The organism is Corynebacterium pelargi, assembly GCF_014635485.1.
GTDB classification, from domain to species: Bacteria; Actinomycetota; Actinomycetes; order Mycobacteriales; family Mycobacteriaceae; genus Corynebacterium; species Corynebacterium pelargi.
Genome location: NZ_BMCX01000005.1, coordinates 1 through 17,127, shown reverse-complemented (window position 1 = coordinate 17,127; position 17,127 = coordinate 1). Strand labels below are relative to the sequence as shown.

Sequence of the window (17,127 nt, the reverse complement as noted above, 5' to 3'; positions counted from 1 at the left end):
ATATATATCTAGGAGGAGCGGTGAAAGCTTTTCGACGCCACCGTCTGGTTCCACTGACCGTCTTGCCCGCCCTCCTGCTCGGAGCCTGCGGCACCGTCGATAGCGTAGCGGGGTCAAATTCCGGCGATCGCACGATTGTGGTGGGCTCGCAGGCGTATTACTCCAACGAGATCATCGCTGAGATTTATGCCCAAGCGTTGGAACGGGCTGGTTATAACGTTGATCGCCAGTTCCAAATTGGGCAGCGCGAGGTCTATATGAAGGAGATCGAGTCGGGCTCGATCGATATCATGCCCGAGTACACGGGGCCTTTGCTGCAGTATTGGCAACCGGATACTTCTGCACGCAAACCAGCCGAGGTTTTGTCGGGGTTGCAGGAAGCAGCTCCGGATAATTTGGTGGTGCTAGAGCCTTCCGACGCCGCTGACCAGGATGCCTATGTGGTCACCCGGGAATTCGCAGAGCAATATGGCCTGCGCACCATCGCCGACCTGGCCAAAGTGCCCACTGCTTTGACCTTGGGGGCAAACTCCGAGGCGGAGCATCGCCCGAATGGGCCTGAGGGGCTGAAAGAGGTCTACGGCATCGACGTTGGTTTTACTCCCATTGAGGATTCTGGTGGGCCTTTAACCGTGAAGTCACTCAAAGATGGGGATATTCAACTGGCGATCATTTACACCTCGGATCCTGCGATTGAGGAAAACGACCTCGTTATTCTCGAGGACCCGAAGGGCCAGTTCGTTTCTTCAAACGTCGTCCCCCTCGCTTTTCTAGATATATATCTAGGAGGGGCGGAGGTTGTAGAGCGCGTCAATGGGTACCTTGACACCCCAACCCTCCAACGCCTCAACCGCCGCTCGGTCACGGAACAGTTGCCGGCTTCGCAGATCGCTGGTGATTTTTTGGATTCGGTGGATGCTGGTTAGTGTCCGGGCGTTGTTTGTGTGGCGCGGGTGAAGTGTTGATTCATGAGGGCGCGTCCTGAGCGTTGGGCTAGGTCGCGTCGGTTGGTGGTGGCCTGGTTGGGTGGGGTGTTGGGTGCTTGGTGGGCGGCTTGGCCGGTGTGGGGGTGTCGGATGTAGCGGCCGTTTTTGGGTCGTTTGGGGTTGTCGTCGTTTTGGCGGTTGTGGGTGGCGCAGCAGGCGATGAGGTTGTTGAGTGTGGTTTCGCCGCCGTTGGCCCAGGCTTGGATGTGGTGCATGTGGCAGTTGGCGGCGCGTCGGTGGCAGTTGGGGTCGGCGCAGAGGAGTTGGTCGGCGGCGATCATGAGGCGTTGGGCGGGGCTGGCGAATCGGGGGTTTTGCTTGATGAGCGCTCCGCCGACTGGTTCTGGGTGGCCTTCGGCTGATTCGGCGTAGATCATGAGGTAGCCGTATTGTTCGGCGATGCCGCCGCAGAGTTCTGTGTAGTGGATGGTGGCGCCGTCGGTGGTGGCGAGCATGCCGTCGCCAAGGTTGCGCATGCCGATGGCGGGGATGATCACCATGGGGTGGCGCAGGATGTGTTCGGTGGTGGCTGGGGGGTGTTCGTTGTTGTTGGTGTTCCAGCCGGTGGGTGCGAGGACGGCTCGTTTGAGCGCTTCGGCCATGGCTTGGGTGTGGCTGAGGGTGCAGGCGGGGTCGTCGAAAAGCTTATTGGCGGCCTGGCGCAAAGCATGTTCGATGCTGGCGGCGTCGGCGTCGGGGTAGGCGGCGTGAAGGTGGCGAAGCCCCAGCGCATCAGGGGTCGCCGACACACGAAGCGCCTGCTGAGTAGGCTCCTGATCCAACTGCGCATTCAACCCGCGCACCCGCGCCCGCGCCGCATCCTTGGCCTCTGCCACACTCAAACCAGCGGCTAGCTGATACACCTCCAACCTCAGCTTATCGACGCTACACGCCTGCCTATTGCGAAGCGCCCGCACCGCCGAATTCACCGCCAACAACAACTCCAGACCCAACCCAGCCTCACGAGCCGCCTCAACCGCAGCGCGCCGCACCTCCGGCTCCTCACACCTACGACCAAACAAATCAAACGACAACGCCAACAACGCCCGCGCCCTCGCCATCGGCACACACAACTGCTCCGACAACCACTCCGCCGCCAAACGACGCCCCCGCTGCGCCACCAACTCCTCCACCTGCTCATACACCCAAGACGCAACCGCCACACCCTGAGAACCAAACACCGAAAACGCCTGCGAAATATCCATACCTCAGACGCTAAAAACGCAGCGCAGGGGGCTCAAGCGGGGAGGGGAGAAAGTTGTGGGGAAGGGCTAAATCTGTGGATAACTCACCCCACTGTGGATAACCCCATCTTCTAGATATATATCTAGAAGATGAAGGTGCGTTGGACGACGAAGTTAATCACCGTCGCAACCCCCTGCGAAATCACAAACGCCACCACAATCGCAATGCCCGCGGCCACGCCATGCCCGGTGAATAGTGCGTAGAGAATTTTGTGCCCGCCGACGTTGATGAAAAACGTGATGGTGTAGAGCACGGCGACTTGCATGAATCGTTTGGTGCTCGGCGCGGCTCTAAATGTCCAGCGCCTGTTGATCAGGTAGGCAGTGGTGGTGCCGAAGATGAATCCGACGGTGCGGCCGCTGAATGCCCCGAAACCGATGATGGTTTGGAAGAAGAAGGTGATGCTGAGATCCACCACGGCCGAGATGCCGCCGGAGATGAGGAATTTTGTGCCTTGCGCGGCGAGCCCTTGTTTGGGTTCGGCGAGTGCACCGGCGATGGGGTCGGCTGTGTATTCCGCTTTCACGTTTAGCCTCGCTTTTCGCTTGTCGACGCCGCGTACACAACAACACCGGCGAGCGCACCTAAAAGTGTGTGTGGTTTGCGCACGCCTGCGCGGCGCAGGAGGCGGGTGATCTTGTTGGTCAAAACGGCATCGATTTTGCCCACAACCCCTACTGCTAGACATATACCTAGAAGAAGGAGGTAGGTTTTGGCGGGGGAAAGTTCGCTATCCTGCGCCGCCAGCTCCGCTTCCAGCCGCCCGAGCATTGCTTGGGGGTCGTTGTCGGGGTTGTCGTCTTGAAGGTTGGCGTAGCTGATGATGCCGAGCGCGGTGGTGGTGATGCCGAGTTTGGCGAGTGTGCGCAGGGCTTTGTTGTGGATGTAGTCGGGTGTGGCGGTGTAGGCGGCGAGTGCGAGTGCTTGGGTGATGCGGCCTGTGGTGGTGTCGTCGAGTGGGTTGGCGTTTGTCATAGTTGCTTTAGGTTACCGCGTCTAGGATTGCGTTTATGGTTGGTTTTGGTTTTTCTCGTGCGAAGCGTCGGGCCAAGAAGGCGGAGGCTGCGCCGCGGATTGCGGCGGAGCGGACGAATACGCCTTTGGATAATCGTATGACGTTGTTGGTGGCGCAGGAATTGCCGTTGCTTGATAGTGCGGATCGGGTTCGTGTGTATGAGATTCTTAACAGTTATGAGGGTCCGCAGATCACCTCGCAGGAGGAGCTGCCTGCGGAGATCCGGGAGTTGATGGATTTGTGACATGCTGCCCGATTGTGTGAGTTTTTGGGGTTTGGGCGGGTAGCCTTGAGGGCGATATGACCAAGAATTTGGGCACGTCCAGCACCGCTGCTTCGAACGGTGCCTCCGGAGCCTTCACAACAGAAGCGAAGAAACTTACTGGTTGGGGGCGTACTGCTCCTACGACGGCGGAGGTTTTGGCGACGGATGACGTCGAAAAGCTCCAAGAGGCGGTCCGTCAGGTTGCTGAGCAAAATGATGGCAAGCCCGCCCACCTCAAGCGTGGTGTGATTGCGCGCGGTATGGGTCGTTCTTATGGCGACCCGGCGCAAAATGCTGGTGGTTTGGTGGTCGATATGCAGCCACTGAACAAGATTCACTCCATTGATCCTGATTCGGCGCTTGTCGACGTCGACGGTGGTGTCACCCTGGACCAACTCATGAAGGCAGCGTTGCCCTATGGGCTGTGGGTGCCGGTGCTGCCGGGTACTCGACAGGTCACGATCGGTGGTGCCATTGGTCCCGATATTCACGGCAAGAATCACCACTCGGCAGGCTCTTTCGGTAACCACGTGGCAAGCATGGAGCTGCTCGTGGCCGATGGTCGCGTCCTGCACCTGACCCCCGAGGGCAGCGAAGATGACCCTAGTGGCGAACTGTTCTGGGCCACCGTGGGCGGCATGGGCCTGACCGGCATCATCCTGCGCGCCACCATCCGCATGACCAAGACGGAAACCGCCTACTTCATTGCCGACGGCGACCTGACCGGCACCTTGGACGAAACCATCGAATTCCACTCCGATGGCTCCGAGCACAACTACACCTATTCTTCTGCCTGGTTCGACGCCATCTCGCCCGAGCCGAAACTAGGCCGCGCCGCCATTTCCCGCGGCTCGCTTGCCACACTGGCGCAGCTTGAAGAGCTCAACCCCAAGCTGGCCAAAGATCCCCTGAAGTTCAACGCACCCCAACTGGTGACGGTGCCTGATATCTTCCCCAGCTTCACCATGAACAAACTGTCGATGATCGCCATCGGCGAGCTGTGGTGGCTCAAGTCCGGCACCTACCGCAACCAGGTGCAAAACCTCACGCAGTTCTACCAGCCCCTCGACCTCATCGGCGAGTGGAACCGCGGCTACGGCAAGCGCGGCTTCCTGCAATACCAATTCGTGGTGCCACGCGAAGCCGTCGAACCATTCAAAGACATCGTCCGCGACATCCAAAGCTCCGGACACTACTCAGCACTGAATGTGTTCAAACTCTTCGGCGAAGGCAACAAAGCCCCGCTTTCTTACCCCATGCCCGGCTGGAATGTCTGCGTTGACTTCCCCATCAAGCCCGGCCTCGGCGACTTCCTCGACGACCTCGACAAGCGCGTCATGGAATTCGGCGGCCGCCTCTACCTGGCCAAAGAATCCCGCACCTCGGCAGAAAACTTCCACAAGATGTACCCCGAGATGCAAAGCTGGCTCGAAACGCGACGCAAGATCGACCCCACCGGCGTATTCGCATCCGATATGTCCCGCCGACTCGAACTCAACTAGAAAGGCCACCACATGCTCAATGCTGTAGGACAAGCCCAAAACATCCTCCTGCTCGGCGGCACCTCCGAAATCGGACTCGCCATCGTCGAAGGCTTCCTCGACCGCGGCCCCGCCAACGTCATCCTCGCCGCCCGCGAAAACTCCCCCCGCATCGACGACGCCAAAGCACAACTCGAAGCCAAAGGCGGCACCGTCGAAATCTTGCCTTTCGACGCCACCGACTTCGAAACCCACCCCGAAACCATCGACCTCGCCTTCTCCAACGGCGACGTCGACATCGCCATCGTCGCCTTCGGCACACTTGGCGACCAAGAAGCCCTCTGGCAAGACCAAAAGCTCGCCGTCGAAAGCGCCCAAACCAACTACACCGCCCCCGTATCCCTCGGCGTCCTGCTTGGCGAAAAATTCAAAGCACAAGGCCACGGCACCATCGTCGCGCTGTCTTCAGTCGCGGGGCAGCGGGTGCGCCGCTCCAACTTCGTCTACGGCGCCTCCAAAGCAGGCATGGACGGCTTCTACATTAATCTAGGAGAAGCACTGCGCGACCACGGCGTCAACGTCCTCGTCGTCCGCCCCGGCCAGGTCCGCACCAAAATGTCCGCCGACGCCGGCGAAGCACCGCTGACCGTCAACCGCGAAGACGTCGCCAAAGCAACCGTCAAAGCAGTCCTCGACGGAAAACAATCCATCTACGTTCACCCACTGTTTGAATACGTCACCCTCGCATTCAAATTCATCCCCCAAAGCATCTTCAGGAAGCTGCCTTTCTAAAACGGCGGCGGCCTGTGGGAAACTAACAGGCATGAACGACGCGAAACACACCCCCCATCTTCTAGATATATGTCTAGCAGGAGTGGGGGGTGCGCTTATTGCTCTGATCGGTTGGTTTGCCTTCCACACCACCAACCTCCCTTCTTTCGGCACCTCAAATGTGATGCGTGCGTTGGCCACGGGCGCGGTGGTGCTGGTGGTCGTTGCGTCGGTGGTGCTCGTTGTGTGGGGCAGGGGACTGGGTCGCCCAAAGTGGGTGCGTTTTGGGGCTTTGGTGTTTGCCTACTTGGCTCCGGCGCTGATTGTTTTGGCGACGTTGGCGATCCCGCTATCGGGTACGAAATTGTATCTAGGAGGGCTTAACGTCGATCAGGAGTTCCGTACGCAGTATTTGACGCGTTTGGCTGATTCTCCGGAACTTTCAGATATGAACTACTTTGGTCTCCCGGCCTTCTACCCGGCTGGTTGGTTTTGGTTGGGTGGCCGTTTTGCCTCTTTGTTGGGGATGGCTGGTTGGGAGGCGTTCCAGCCTTGGGCGATTGTGTCGATGGCGGCGGCTGCAAGCATTTTGGTGCCGGTGTGGCGAAAGATTAGTGGCAGTTTGGCGGTTGGTGTCACCATCGCGGTGATCAGCACCATCATCGTGCTGATCATGAATGCAGAAGAGCCGTATGCCGCAATCGTCGCGATGGGGGTGCCGGCTGCTGCGGTGCTTGCTGGTCGTGGCATGCGCGGATCCCGATGGGCGCTGATTGGTTTAACTGTGTATCTCGGTATTTCGGCGTCGATGTACACGCTTTATACCGTGATCATTGCTGGCAGTGTGGTCATTATTGCGCTTGGGTATGCCATCAAGCAGCGGAGCGTGAAGCCTGTGGGCAGGGTTGCTGTTGTTGGGGTGTGTTCGATGTTGATGGCCTCGTCGGTCTGGCTTCCCTATCTTCTAGATATATCTCTAGAAGATAGGGGGGCGGCAGCGCACTATCTGCCGGAGGCCGGCACCACCGTCCCGCTGCCCATGTTCTCGCCAAGCGTGCTCGGCGTGTTGTGCCTGTTGGGTGTGTTGTGTGTGGTGGTGTGTTGGCGTGTGCCGGATGTGCGTGCGTTGGGGGTTGTGTTGGTGGCGTCGTATGGCTGGGTTGTGTTGTCGATGCTGGTGACGTTGTTGGGGACGACGTTGTTGGGTTTCCGTGTTGATGTGTTGGTGGCGTTGGTCTTGGCTACGTTGGGCGTTGTGGGTTTGGTGCGTGTGCATGAGCTTGGGGTGGAGAAGTTGGTGCGGTTTGTGCCGGCTTCGGCGGTGACTGCGGGTGTGGTGGCTGTGTTGTCCCTGGGTGTTGTGGCCTATGCGCAGCAGGTGCCGGTGCGTAATTATGAGGCGATTGACTTGGCCTATTCCACGACGGATGGGTCGGGGGAGCGTGCGGATCGTTTCCCGCCGAATTCGGCGAAGTGGTATCCGGAGGTTGATCAGGTGTTGCGTGAGGTGCCGAAGGAGCGACGCGACACGATTGTGTTGACGGATGAGTTCGCGTTTTTGGCCTATTACCCCTATCGGGGTTTCCAGGCGTTTACTGCACATTATGCGAATCCTTTGGGGCAGTTTGAGCGTCGTAATGCGCTGATTGAGCAGTGGGCGAATGATTCTTGGGGTTCGTTGGCGGATCCTGGTGCTTTTGCTGATGAGGTTGCGGCTGCGCCTTGGGCTGCTCCTGATGCCTTCGTGTTCCAGGCGGGGCAGGTTGATGAGGATCAGGCTCAGCAGCGTGGCGGCTCGGAGGCCAGTGAGCAGGATGGTTGGGTCTTTGATTTAGCTGAGGACATTTATCCGAATTCGCCGAATGTGCGTTTTCGGGGCGTGGCCTTTAATCCGGAGGTGTTTTCGGATGAGTTTTGGCGGGTGGAGCGCATCGGCCCCTATGTAGTGGTGCTCAAAAAGTAGGGGGGTGGTCTAGTAGACTGCTGGGTTGTGTCTACGTCGATCGCCAAACCACAGCCCTGGTTGAAACCCGTTGCCATAATCACTGGCCTGTTGGGGTTTTTACTCTTTGTGCTCACCCCTTTTTTGCCGGTGAACCAGACTCAGGCCTCCTTGCAGTGGCCTCAGAATGGCAACCTCAATTCGGTGAATGCTCCCTTGGAGAGCTACACGCCAGTTGATTTCCACGCCACGGTGCCGGTGAAGGCGATCGATAAGGTGCGCGATGGGCAGTCTTTGCTGCTGTCCACCTTGCCTGCAGATAGCCCCAATGCCACCGCGCGCGGGCTGTTTGTGCGCACCTATGAGGGATCCTTAGAGGTCAGCAACCGCAGCCAGGTGCTGCTGCAGTTGAATAAGGACGAGATTGAAAAGCTTGATCCCAACGCGGTGATCAAGATTGATTCCACCTTTGATGGCACCACCGCCACCTTGCCGCAGGAGGCGAAGGCCAAGGGGGTGACGGTCGAGTCTGAGCAAAATGGAGATCATCGGCCGATCGTGTCCGGTATTTATACCGAACTTGAAGGCAATGCCGCCAGCTTAGAAAACGCGGGGCTCCACGTAGACATGGAGATCAACTCCCGCTTTACCTCCACCCCGACCTGGGTGAAGACCTTGGCAATGTGGGTCGGTGCCTTCATGACGGTGGCTTCGTTGATCTGTTTGGGATTGATGGATCGCCTCGACGGCAAGAAGCACCCGATCGTGCTGGCTAGCAAGTCCTTGCGCCCGCGCCCGCTCGATGGTGTGGTGCTGGCAATCATTGGTTTCTGGTACATCTTCGGTGCCAATACCTCTGATGATGGCTTCATCCTCACCATGGCCAGGGCCTCGGACGATTCGGGCTATATGGCGAATTATTATCGCTGGTTCGGCGTGCCCGAATCGCCCTTCGGCGCCCCCTACTATGACCTTTTGGGCCTGATGGCCAAGGTCAGCACCGCTTCGGTGTGGATGCGTCTGCCTTCGCTTTTTGCTGCGATTGCCACCTGGTTTGTGCTCTCGCGCGATGTGTTGCCACGTTTGGGTAGCAGCATCGATGGTCGTCGAGTAGCGCACTGGACCGCAGCTTTTGTCATGCTCGCCTTCTGGCTGCCATACAACAATGGTTTGCGCCCGGAGCCGATCATTGCGCTCGGCGCCCTTTTAACGTGGGTGTCCTTCGAGGTTGCCATCGCTAATCGACGTCTCCTGCCCGCGGCTATCGGCACGTTGCTCGCAGCATTCACGTTGGCGTGCGGTCCTACGGGATTGATGGCCGTGGCCGCATTGTTGGCAGCGCTTTCCTCCGTGATCCGCATCGTCTACAGGCGCACCAAGGTGCTTGGCGGCAAGACCTGGGTTTCGGTCGCGGCGATGGTGGCTCCGTTCCTGGCTGCCGGTACCGCGGTGCTGGTGGCCGTGTTCGGTGATCAGACTTTCGCCAGCGTGCGTGAGTCCATTACGGTTCGCTCCGCCGTTGGGCCTTCCCTGGAGTGGTACAACGAGTACATCCGCTATAAGTCGCTGTTCGAGCAAACCGTCGACGGTTCTTTCGCGCGACGCTTCGCGGTGCTGGTGGCCTTCGTCTCCATCGTGGTGGTGCTGGCCTCGATGCTGCGCAACGACAAAGTTCCAGGCAGCAATAAACTGCCCTCGCAGCGTCTCATGCTGATGATGCTGGGCACCTTGTTCTTCTTGATGTTCACCCCCACCAAGTGGACGCACCACTTTGGTGTGTGGGCCGGTATCGGTGCTGCACTGGCCGCGCTCGCGGCGGTGGCAATGTCGCATATGGCCTTGCGCTCGGCGCGTTCCCGCACCCTGATGTTTGGTGCCATCCTCTTCGTCTTCGCCTTCACCCTCGCCGGTGTGAATGGCTGGTGGTACGTCTCTAGCTATGGCGTGCCGTGGTTTGATAAGACCATCCAGCTCAAGGGCATCGAGGCATCGACGGTGATGCTGGGCATTTCCCTGCTGGTGCTATTTATCGGCACGATCCAAAGCTTCATTATCGACGTCCGCGCTACCCAAGCAGAAGACCGTGGTGAGGATCCGAACTCGGTTCGACGCGGCAAGCTCGACCGTTTCCAGGGCCTAGCAGCGGCACCCATTGCCGTGGTGTGCATCCTGGCAGTGACCTTCCAGGTGCTCTCCTTTGGCAAGGCCTTTGCCTCCCAATACCCCGCCTACTCGGTTGGTTTGGGTAATTTGAATGCGCTTCGCGGCCAGACCTGCGCCATGGCCGACTATGTGTTGATGGAAACGGACACCAACGAGTCCTTCCTCAAGCCCGTGGACGCCGATTTCAAGGATGCGATCGCCAGCGAGAAGCAAAATAACTTCGAGCCCGGCCGCGTGCCCCCGGTACTGAACTCAGAAGAAGTCACCGGCGTATCTACCGCGCTTGCCAATGAAGTCTCTGATGAAGATACCGCGCTGGATGCGTCGACAAGCGTTGGTTTGAGAAAAGAAGAAGGCATCAACGGCTCGCGCGTGCCTCTGCCCTTCGGGCTCGATTACAAGCGCGTGCCGATCCTCGGCTCCTGGACCAACGGCGACCAGTACTACTCGGAAGCGATCAGCGACTGGTACGAGATGCCCGAGCGCAGCGAAGATAAACCGCTGCTCGTGGTCAGCGCCGCCGGACGCATCGCGCATACCGACATCAACGACATCGACCAATACGGCCAAACCTTCGTCGCCGAATACGGACGCCGCGACGCCAATGGAGAAGTCACCGAACTTGGCCAAGCCACCTTCGACGACCCAGGCCCGCGCCCAGTATGGCGCAACCTGCGACTCCCGCTTGAGCAAATCCCCGTCGAAGCCAACGTTGTGCGCCTCCACGCCATCGACGCCAGCCTCGACCCCGACCAGTGGATCGCATTCACCCCGCCGCGCGTGCCCACCATGGACACCCTCAACAACGTCGTCGGCTCAGAAGCACCAGTGCTCATGGACTGGCAAGTACCCCTCCAATTCCCCTGCCAGCGACCCTTCGGCCACTACGCCGGCGTGATCGAAAATCCGCGCTACCGCATCTCACCCGACCACGTCGGACGCATCACCGGCTCCCGCTTCCAAGACGCCCTTGGCGGCGGCGCCCAAGGCCCAGTCGAAGCCATCGACAGCTCCTTCCAACTGCCGAGCTACGCTAAAGACGACTGGCGCCGCGACTGGGGCACCATCGAAATCTACAACCCCCGCACCAACGCAGAAGGCGAAGCGCCCGACGACGCGGACATCGACATCAAGGAAGTCACCCGCTCCGGCACCTGGACCCCAGGGCTGATGAACATCAGCGTGGAATAGGGCGCAGATACAACAACGAGGCACCTGCTACACAGCAGGTGCCTCTTCTAGATATATGGCTTACTCGAAGCGTCGAAGCCTCAAGGAATTGCTCACCACGAACACGGAACTCAAGGCCATGGCGGCACCGGCAAACATCGGATTGAGCAAACCAAAGGCCGCCACCGGAATCAGCACCACGTTATAAGCGAAAGCCCAAAACAGGTTCGTTTTGATGGTGCGAAGCGTCGCCCGGGACAAACGGATGGCGTCGACAATGCCCCTCGGCTCAGAACGCATCAACGTAATATCCGAAGCCTCAATCGCCACATCCGTGCCCGCGCCCATAGCAATGCCCAGATCAGCCTGCGCAAGCGCCGCAGCATCATTCACGCCATCGCCAACCATCGCTACACGACGCCCCTGCTCCTGCAAATCACGCACCACACCGACCTTCTCATCCGGCAACACCTGCGCCACCACATGCTCAATGCCAACCTCAGCAGCAACGGCACGGGCAGCGCCCTCATTATCACCAGTGAGCAAGTACGGCTCCAGGCCCAACTGCTCAAGCTCCTGCACGCTCTCAGCAGCGCCAGCCTTCACCTGATCAGCCACCACAATTACACCAGCGGGCTCATCATCGACATAGGCCACCACCGCCGTGCCACCAGCACGCTCAGCAGCATCAACCCACTCCTGCAACGCACCATCCGGGCGAGTCACCCGAACCTTGCGACCATCCACCACGCCAGAAACCCCGCGGCCAGGCGAGCTCGAGAAATCGCTCACCGGCAGGGAAGTGGTGGAGGCTTCGACGATGGCGCGGGCAATGGGGTGCTCCGACCCCCTCTCCACTGCTGCACATATATCTAGAAGATGGGGGGTGTCGAGGTCGTGGACCTCCACCACTTTCATCCGCCCCTCAGTCACGGTCCCCGTCTTATCCATCACGATGGTGTCGATATTGCGCGCGGATTCGAGCACGTCGGGGCCTTTGATGAGCAGGCCTTGTTGTGCGCCGCGTCCGGTGCCGACGAGCAGGGCGGTGGGGGTGGCGAGTCCGAGTGCGCAGGGGCAGGCGATGATGAGCACGGCGACGGCTGCGGCGAAAGCGTCGCTGGTTTGGGCGCCGCTTAAGAGCTGGACGATGAGTGTGATCGCCGCGATGGCGATGACGATGGGGACGAAGACTTGGGCGATTTTGTCGACAAGTTTTTGTACCGGCGCTTTTTGGGCTTGGGCATCGGCGACGAGTTTGGCCATGGAGGCGAGTGTGGTGTCGCTGCCGACGCGGGTGGCTTCGACGATGAGCCGCCCGGAGGTATTCAGCGTCGCCCCGGTGACGTTGTCGCCTTCGGAGACTTCCACTGGCACCGATTCGCCGGTGATCATCGATTCGTCCACGGCCGAAGCGCCTTCGATGATGCGGCCGTCGGTGGCGATCTTTTCGCCGGGCCGCACCACAAAACGATCGCCCTTTGCTAGCTTTTCGACGGGCACGCGCTGCTCTTTGCCGTCGACAAGCACGGCCGCCTCCTTGGCCCCCATGTTGAGCAGGGTGCGCAGCGCTTCTGAGCTTTTGCCCTTGGCTCGCGTCTCAAACCAGCGGCCGAGCAGCAAGAACACGATCACCATCGCCGCGGATTCGAGGTAAATCTCATCCATCTGGTTATGGCTATGCGCCGAGAAACTCATGTGCATGCGCATACCCGGCTCGCCGGCGTTGCCCAAAAACAGCGCCCACACCGACCACAGATACGCAGCGGAGGTGCCCATGGAAATCAGGGTGTCCATGGTGAAAGAGAAATGGCGGAGATTCTGCAGCGCAGCCTTATGAAACGGCATCCCACCGTAGAAGAACACCCCGCTTGCCAGCGCGAAGCACAACCACTGCCAATTATCGAACTGCAGCGAAGAAACCATCGACATGGCAAACACCGGCAAGGCCATGATCGCCGAGATGATCAGACGCTTTTTCAACTCAGCGGCGTGCTCATCGCGGGCAGCATCAGTTGCCGAAGCATCGCCACCGCCATCGGCGGCCTCAGCATCGGTGTCAGTGCCAATAGTGAAGGCGTCGTAACCTGCGCCGCGGATGACGTCGACAAGCGAATCAACATTGACCAAACTCGGGTCGAAACGCACATGGGCGCTCTCCGTGGCGAAATTGACGCTCGCATCCACGCCATCGACCTTGTTCAATTTCCGCTCGACACGACCCGAACACGAGGTGCACGTCATGCCCGTGACACCCAAATCCACCTCAGAAATACTCATCACATCACCTTTCTTCTACATAGGCACCAACGGGCATAGCCAAGGAGGTATTCCAAAAAAAGTGCCACCGCCGAAGCGATGGCACCGAAAAACAACAGCACTAAGCCAGGGAATACCCGGCCTCTTCAACCGCAGCGCGGATATCAGCATCAGTGAAATCTTCACCAGTCACAGTCACGCGACCGGACTCCAAATCAACATCCACGCCCTGGGCTCCGTCGACCTCTTCAATTTCTTCCTTGACGGAGGCGACGCAGTGCTGGCAGGTCATGCCGGAAACGGTATAGCTTTTGGTCATTTCCTCTCCCTTCTAGATATATATGTAGAAGATAGTACTCCCGGTGGGGGAATAGCTCAGGCATAGCTAAGGTTGGCACTAGTGCAAGCAAATATCTAGAAGGAGCGTGTTATGGCAACGATCGATGTAACTGAAGACACTTTCGAGCAAACGGTGACCCAAGACGGCATCGTTTTGGTTGATGCTTGGGCGTCGTGGTGCGGCCCGTGCCGTGCGTTTGCGCCGACGTTTGAGAAGGCTTCTGAGCAGCATCCGGATGCGGTGTTTGCGAAGTTAGATACTGAGGCTCATCAGGGTTTGGCTGCTGCGTTGCAGATTCAGTCGATTCCGACGTTGATGGTGTTCCGCGATGGCATTTTGGTCTTCCGTGAGGCTGGTGCTTTGCCGCCGGCTGCGTTGGAGGATTTGATCTCGCAGGTCAAGGGTTTGGATATGGAAGACGTGAAGCGTCAGATTGCTGAGCAGCAGCAGGGTTAATCTGCGCTGCTTTGGGGCCATGGCTGCGTACACTGGGATAAGAATTGTGTTGTCTTACTCCTAAGGACGTGTGCCATGGCTCATCCTTTTTCTAAGGGCTGGAAGTATTTGACTGCATCGTTGGATCGCAAGATTGAAGAAAACGCGGATCCTTTGGTGCAGATTCAGCAGGCCAGTGATGCTGCGCATGAGCAGCATGAGAAGATTCGTCGCCAAGCGACTGAGGTGATTGGGAATAAGAATCAGCTCGAGATGAAGTTGCACCGTTTGCTTGGAGAGCAAGAGCAGTTGCAGCAGAAGGCTCGTCAGGCCTTGGAGCTTGCGGGGCAGGCCAGTGCGCCGGAGGATGTGCGTGAGTTGGAGCAGGCCGCGGAGATTTATGCCACGCAGTTAGTCAGTGTGGAGCAGGATCTTGAGCGCACGCAGCAATTGCATGGGCAGGCTGAGGCTGCGGCTCGGGAGGCGAGTGCTCAGGTTCAGCAGTCGGAGGCGCGTTTGCGTGAGCAGATGGCCCAGATTGAGCAGCTTCGCTCGCAGGTGCAGCAAACCAAGATGCAGGAGGCTTCTGCCGAGACGGTGCAGCAGATGCAGCAGGTGAATCCCGATCGGGATGTGCCGAGCTTGGATCAGGTGCGCGAGAAAATTGAGCGCCGTTATGCCAATGCTTTGGGGGCTCAGGAGCTTAGCGAGCACACCATGCAGGATCGTATGGCAGAAATTGAGGCCAATGCCACGGATTTCAAGGCGCAGCAACGCCTCGATGCGATTCGGGCCGAATTGGGTCAAGGAAATACCAAGCAGCAGCAATTAGAGCAGCCGGATGGCGAGTCTGAGCACTAATCTGGGCGGTGCTTAAAAAACGAAGAAAACCCCGTGGCGCTTGGGCGCCGCGGGGTTTTCTCATGTGGGGGCTTAGCTGCCGTTGTTGTTGAGCAGCACGCCTCGGATGCCGGAGTGGAAGCCATCGCGAAGGCCTACTCTTTGGGATTCGGTGAGCGTGTACTCGTGAAGAGTCTCGCAGGCGAATTGCAGCAAAGGGCGGTCGATTTCCGGAGGCAGTCCACCGCCTGAGAGCAGGTGGGCGGAATCGCGCTGCTCAGTGGTGGCAGCATTTTCGTACCACCAGCGTGCGTATTGCTGGCCTACGTCGAAAGGCGTTTGATAGCCAGCGGATGCCCACACCTCATTGGGAAGCGGCACATAGCGTGAGCGCAGCTTGCGCCTGGGGGCCATCATCGAGGGGTTGGGCGCCGGGCGGGGTTTTTCGCTGCTAACCGTGACTTCTACAGATTCTTCGATCTTGGAGGTCACGGTGATGCGGCGGTCGCCTTGCAGCGCACCGGGTTTGGGCGCGCTGCGTTTCGTCGCCGTTGCCTCTTGCGCTTCTGTCTCTGGCAGCGGCTCGGCGGTAATCGCTGCTTCTTGTTCTGCCTGCTGTGATGCTTCGGGGGTTTCCACAGGCTCTGCTTCTACAACCTCGGCGCTTTGATCTGCCGCGGGTTGCTGTGCCTGAGCAGTGTGTTCGCCCTGTGCGGGTTGGGAGGCTTGAGTGCGCTGCGGCTTGGGGCCAGGTGCCTGATCCTTTGGCTGCCCATGTTCTTCTGCATCGTCGGGCTGGGGGCCTGGACGGTCAGTTTCGTGGGGAGGCTCCGCATCGTGGGGATGCTTGGGCTGCTCCGCGGCATCCTCGTCTTCTTCAGGGAGACGAACCACCGGGGGAAGCGGGCCTTCGAGCACTTCAAGCTGCATGCATTCTGCGAAGTCTTCGCGAGGATCCAAGATGGTGGTGGAATCGCAGTTTTGACGCAGCGCGGAGCTCATCGAGTCCCAGCCGAAACCATAGAGGTGCACGCGCACGCCATTGGCTACGGCTTCTTGCACACCGGGGATCATGTCGGCGTCGCCGGATACGAGGATGACGTCGGTGAATTCGCGGCGCACGCCACTGAGAACAAGGTCTGCCACCAGGCGAGTATCCACGGCCTTTTGGGTGCGTCGATCGCCCCATTCGATCAACTGGCCTGCGCGAAGCTGCACTCCATCGCAGGTGCGCAGGGATCGTTGATAGCGGTGAGGGCCTGAATCGGGAATGCCGTCGTACCAAAGTTGGCGGTGAACGGGCTGATTCAGGTGGTTTTGAGCCATCGTGGCAAGGGTTGCCACGACCTCTGGTAGATCAATTTCTAGTTGTGCACGTGCTCCTGTCTCCCAAGAGTTATAAAAGCTCGCAAGGAGATAGGAGGTATCGACGAAAATTTGTGTGCGCTCAAGCATGGCTCCTGGACTATCCGTTCGTTATTAATAAATTTCGTTACTTTGTGTTCTCTAGTCTGCCTCAAAAATGCTGGTACGTCGATACGCTTGGCCAATTGCCAGTGTATGCGCAGCTCATTCACACATTTCTTGCTTCGAGCGCCGTGATGGTTCTATGGTTGGTTACATAAGTAATCAACCAACTATCTCTGGATATTTTTGGCTGAAGGTTATGGACGAAGCAACAGCACCGCTTTATCGGCAGATCGCCACCTTGATAGAAGACTCCATCATCGATGGCGCGCTGAAAGAAGGAGAACAAGCTCCCTCTACCCACGAGCTCGCCAACTTCCACGCCATCAACCCGGCCACGGCCCGCAAGGGCCTATCACTGCTCGCCGAGGCCGAGATCCTAGAAAAGCGCCGCGGCTTGGGCATGTTCGTACAACTCGGGGCAGTCGAAAGGATCCGGGCTCGCAGGAAAGCCGAATTCGCCGCCAGTTATCTTGCACCGCTTGTCGACGAAGCCGTGCGACTCAAAGTCGACCGAGCGACATTGCATACTCTCTTCGATCAGGTGGCGGAGAGCCGGGGACTGTATCAATAGCCCGAAGCGCCATCCCTCTTCTAGATATATGGCACCAAGGCCGGATCCAGGCAACGGAAGGCAATGGAATTAGAAAAGCATTGCATTGCATTTCCCTCCCACTAAAACACACCATTACCTGCGGGTTTGTGTTGTTGTTGGTGGGTGTGTAACTTTATGTGAGTCGCCGCGACC

The 17,127-nt window shown here is 58.7% G+C and carries 14 protein-coding genes and 2 pseudogenes; 9 read left to right on the top strand and 7 right to left on the bottom strand.

From position 1 onward, the window contains the following. Positions 1–20 precede the first annotated feature (20 nt). The gene (locus IEU99_RS09770; protein WP_229718474.1) at positions 21–926 is read left to right on the top strand and encodes an ABC transporter substrate-binding protein; all 906 of its coding nucleotides are present in this window, start codon (positions 21–23) and stop codon (positions 924–926) included. On the opposite strand, the gene IEU99_RS09765 is transcribed toward IEU99_RS09770, so the two are convergent. The 3 genes from IEU99_RS09765 to IEU99_RS11020 form a co-directional block, all read right to left on the bottom strand. Further along, positions 923–2,191: an HNH endonuclease signature motif containing protein gene (locus IEU99_RS09765; RefSeq protein WP_128889015.1), complete on the bottom strand. Its 1,269-nt coding sequence runs from the start codon at positions 2,189–2,191 to the stop codon at positions 923–925. The two genes, IEU99_RS09770 and IEU99_RS09765, sit on opposite strands and share 4 nt — an antisense overlap. A 122-nt stretch (positions 2,192–2,313) precedes the next feature. After that, positions 2,314–2,757 (bottom strand): GtrA family protein, encoded by a 444-nt coding sequence (locus IEU99_RS11025; RefSeq protein WP_371869487.1) that lies wholly within the window; start codon positions 2,755–2,757, stop codon positions 2,314–2,316. A 2-nt stretch (positions 2,758–2,759) separates the two neighbouring features. Next, entirely contained in the window at positions 2,760–3,206 is a 447-nt protein-coding gene (locus IEU99_RS11020) for a hypothetical protein (RefSeq protein WP_229718473.1), read from the bottom strand. Positions 3,207–3,241: 35 nt separating this feature from the next. On the opposite strand from IEU99_RS11020, the gene IEU99_RS09755 reads away from it, so the two are divergent. From IEU99_RS09755 to IEU99_RS09735, 5 genes are read left to right on the top strand one after another with little or no spacing between them, the layout of a single operon-like run. Next, the gene (locus IEU99_RS09755; protein ID WP_229718472.1) at positions 3,242–3,490 is read left to right on the top strand and encodes a hypothetical protein; all 249 of its coding nucleotides are present in this window, start codon (positions 3,242–3,244) and stop codon (positions 3,488–3,490) included. 56 nt (positions 3,491–3,546) lie between these two features. Beyond that, positions 3,547–5,013, top strand: a complete 1,467-nt coding sequence (gene dprE1 / locus IEU99_RS09750) for a decaprenylphosphoryl-beta-D-ribose oxidase (RefSeq protein ID WP_128889017.1) — start codon at positions 3,547–3,549, stop codon at positions 5,011–5,013. A 12-nt stretch (positions 5,014–5,025) separates the two neighbouring features. Then, the gene (gene dprE2, locus IEU99_RS09745) at positions 5,026–5,784 is read left to right on the top strand and encodes a decaprenylphospho-beta-D-erythro-pentofuranosid-2-ulose 2-reductase (protein WP_128889018.1); all 759 of its coding nucleotides are present in this window, start codon (positions 5,026–5,028) and stop codon (positions 5,782–5,784) included. Between the two features lie 31 nt (positions 5,785–5,815). After that, a complete protein-coding gene (locus IEU99_RS09740) occupies positions 5,816–7,726 on the top strand; it encodes an arabinofuranosyltransferase (RefSeq protein WP_128889019.1) in 1,911 nt (636 codons plus the stop codon). A gap of 27 nt (positions 7,727–7,753) precedes the next feature. Next, positions 7,754–11,059 carry an arabinosyltransferase domain-containing protein gene (locus IEU99_RS09735; RefSeq protein ID WP_128889020.1) on the top strand — a complete coding sequence of 1,102 codons (3,306 nt, stop codon included), beginning with the start codon at positions 7,754–7,756 and terminating at the stop codon, positions 11,057–11,059. A 60-nt stretch (positions 11,060–11,119) separates the two neighbouring features. Here IEU99_RS09735 and IEU99_RS09730 read toward each other — a convergent pair whose 3' ends face one another. After that, positions 11,120–13,318 (bottom strand): heavy metal translocating P-type ATPase, encoded by a 2,199-nt coding sequence (locus IEU99_RS09730; protein WP_128889021.1) that lies wholly within the window; start codon positions 13,316–13,318, stop codon positions 11,120–11,122. Between the two features lie 100 nt (positions 13,319–13,418). Next, positions 13,419–13,616: a heavy-metal-associated domain-containing protein gene (locus IEU99_RS09725; protein WP_123959184.1), complete on the bottom strand. Its 198-nt coding sequence runs from the start codon at positions 13,614–13,616 to the stop codon at positions 13,419–13,421. Positions 13,617–13,727: 111 nt separating this feature from the next. Between IEU99_RS09725 and trxA the strand changes: the two genes are divergently transcribed. Continuing rightward, a complete protein-coding gene (gene trxA / locus IEU99_RS09720) occupies positions 13,728–14,093 on the top strand; it encodes a thioredoxin (RefSeq protein WP_128889022.1) in 366 nt (121 codons plus the stop codon). A 75-nt stretch (positions 14,094–14,168) separates the two neighbouring features. After that, positions 14,169–14,933 carry a PspA/IM30 family protein gene (locus tag IEU99_RS09715; protein WP_128889023.1) on the top strand — a complete coding sequence of 255 codons (765 nt, stop codon included), beginning with the start codon at positions 14,169–14,171 and terminating at the stop codon, positions 14,931–14,933. Between the two features lie 72 nt (positions 14,934–15,005). Here IEU99_RS09715 and IEU99_RS11100 read toward each other — a convergent pair. Both IEU99_RS11100 and IEU99_RS11095 read right to left on the bottom strand, forming a co-directional pair. Beyond that, positions 15,006–15,452 (bottom strand): annotated as a pseudogene (locus IEU99_RS11100) (NYN domain-containing protein); the annotation flags it as partial. Positions 15,453–15,772: 320 nt separating this feature from the next. Then, positions 15,773–16,367, bottom strand: a pseudogene (locus IEU99_RS11095) (NYN domain-containing protein); the annotation flags it as partial. Positions 16,368–16,578: 211 nt separating this feature from the next. On the opposite strand from IEU99_RS11095, the gene IEU99_RS09705 reads away from it, so the two are divergent. Beyond that, positions 16,579–16,953 carry a GntR family transcriptional regulator gene (locus tag IEU99_RS09705; RefSeq protein ID WP_128889025.1) on the top strand — a complete coding sequence of 125 codons (375 nt, stop codon included), beginning with the start codon at positions 16,579–16,581 and terminating at the stop codon, positions 16,951–16,953. Positions 16,954–17,127: the final 174 nt, after the last annotated feature.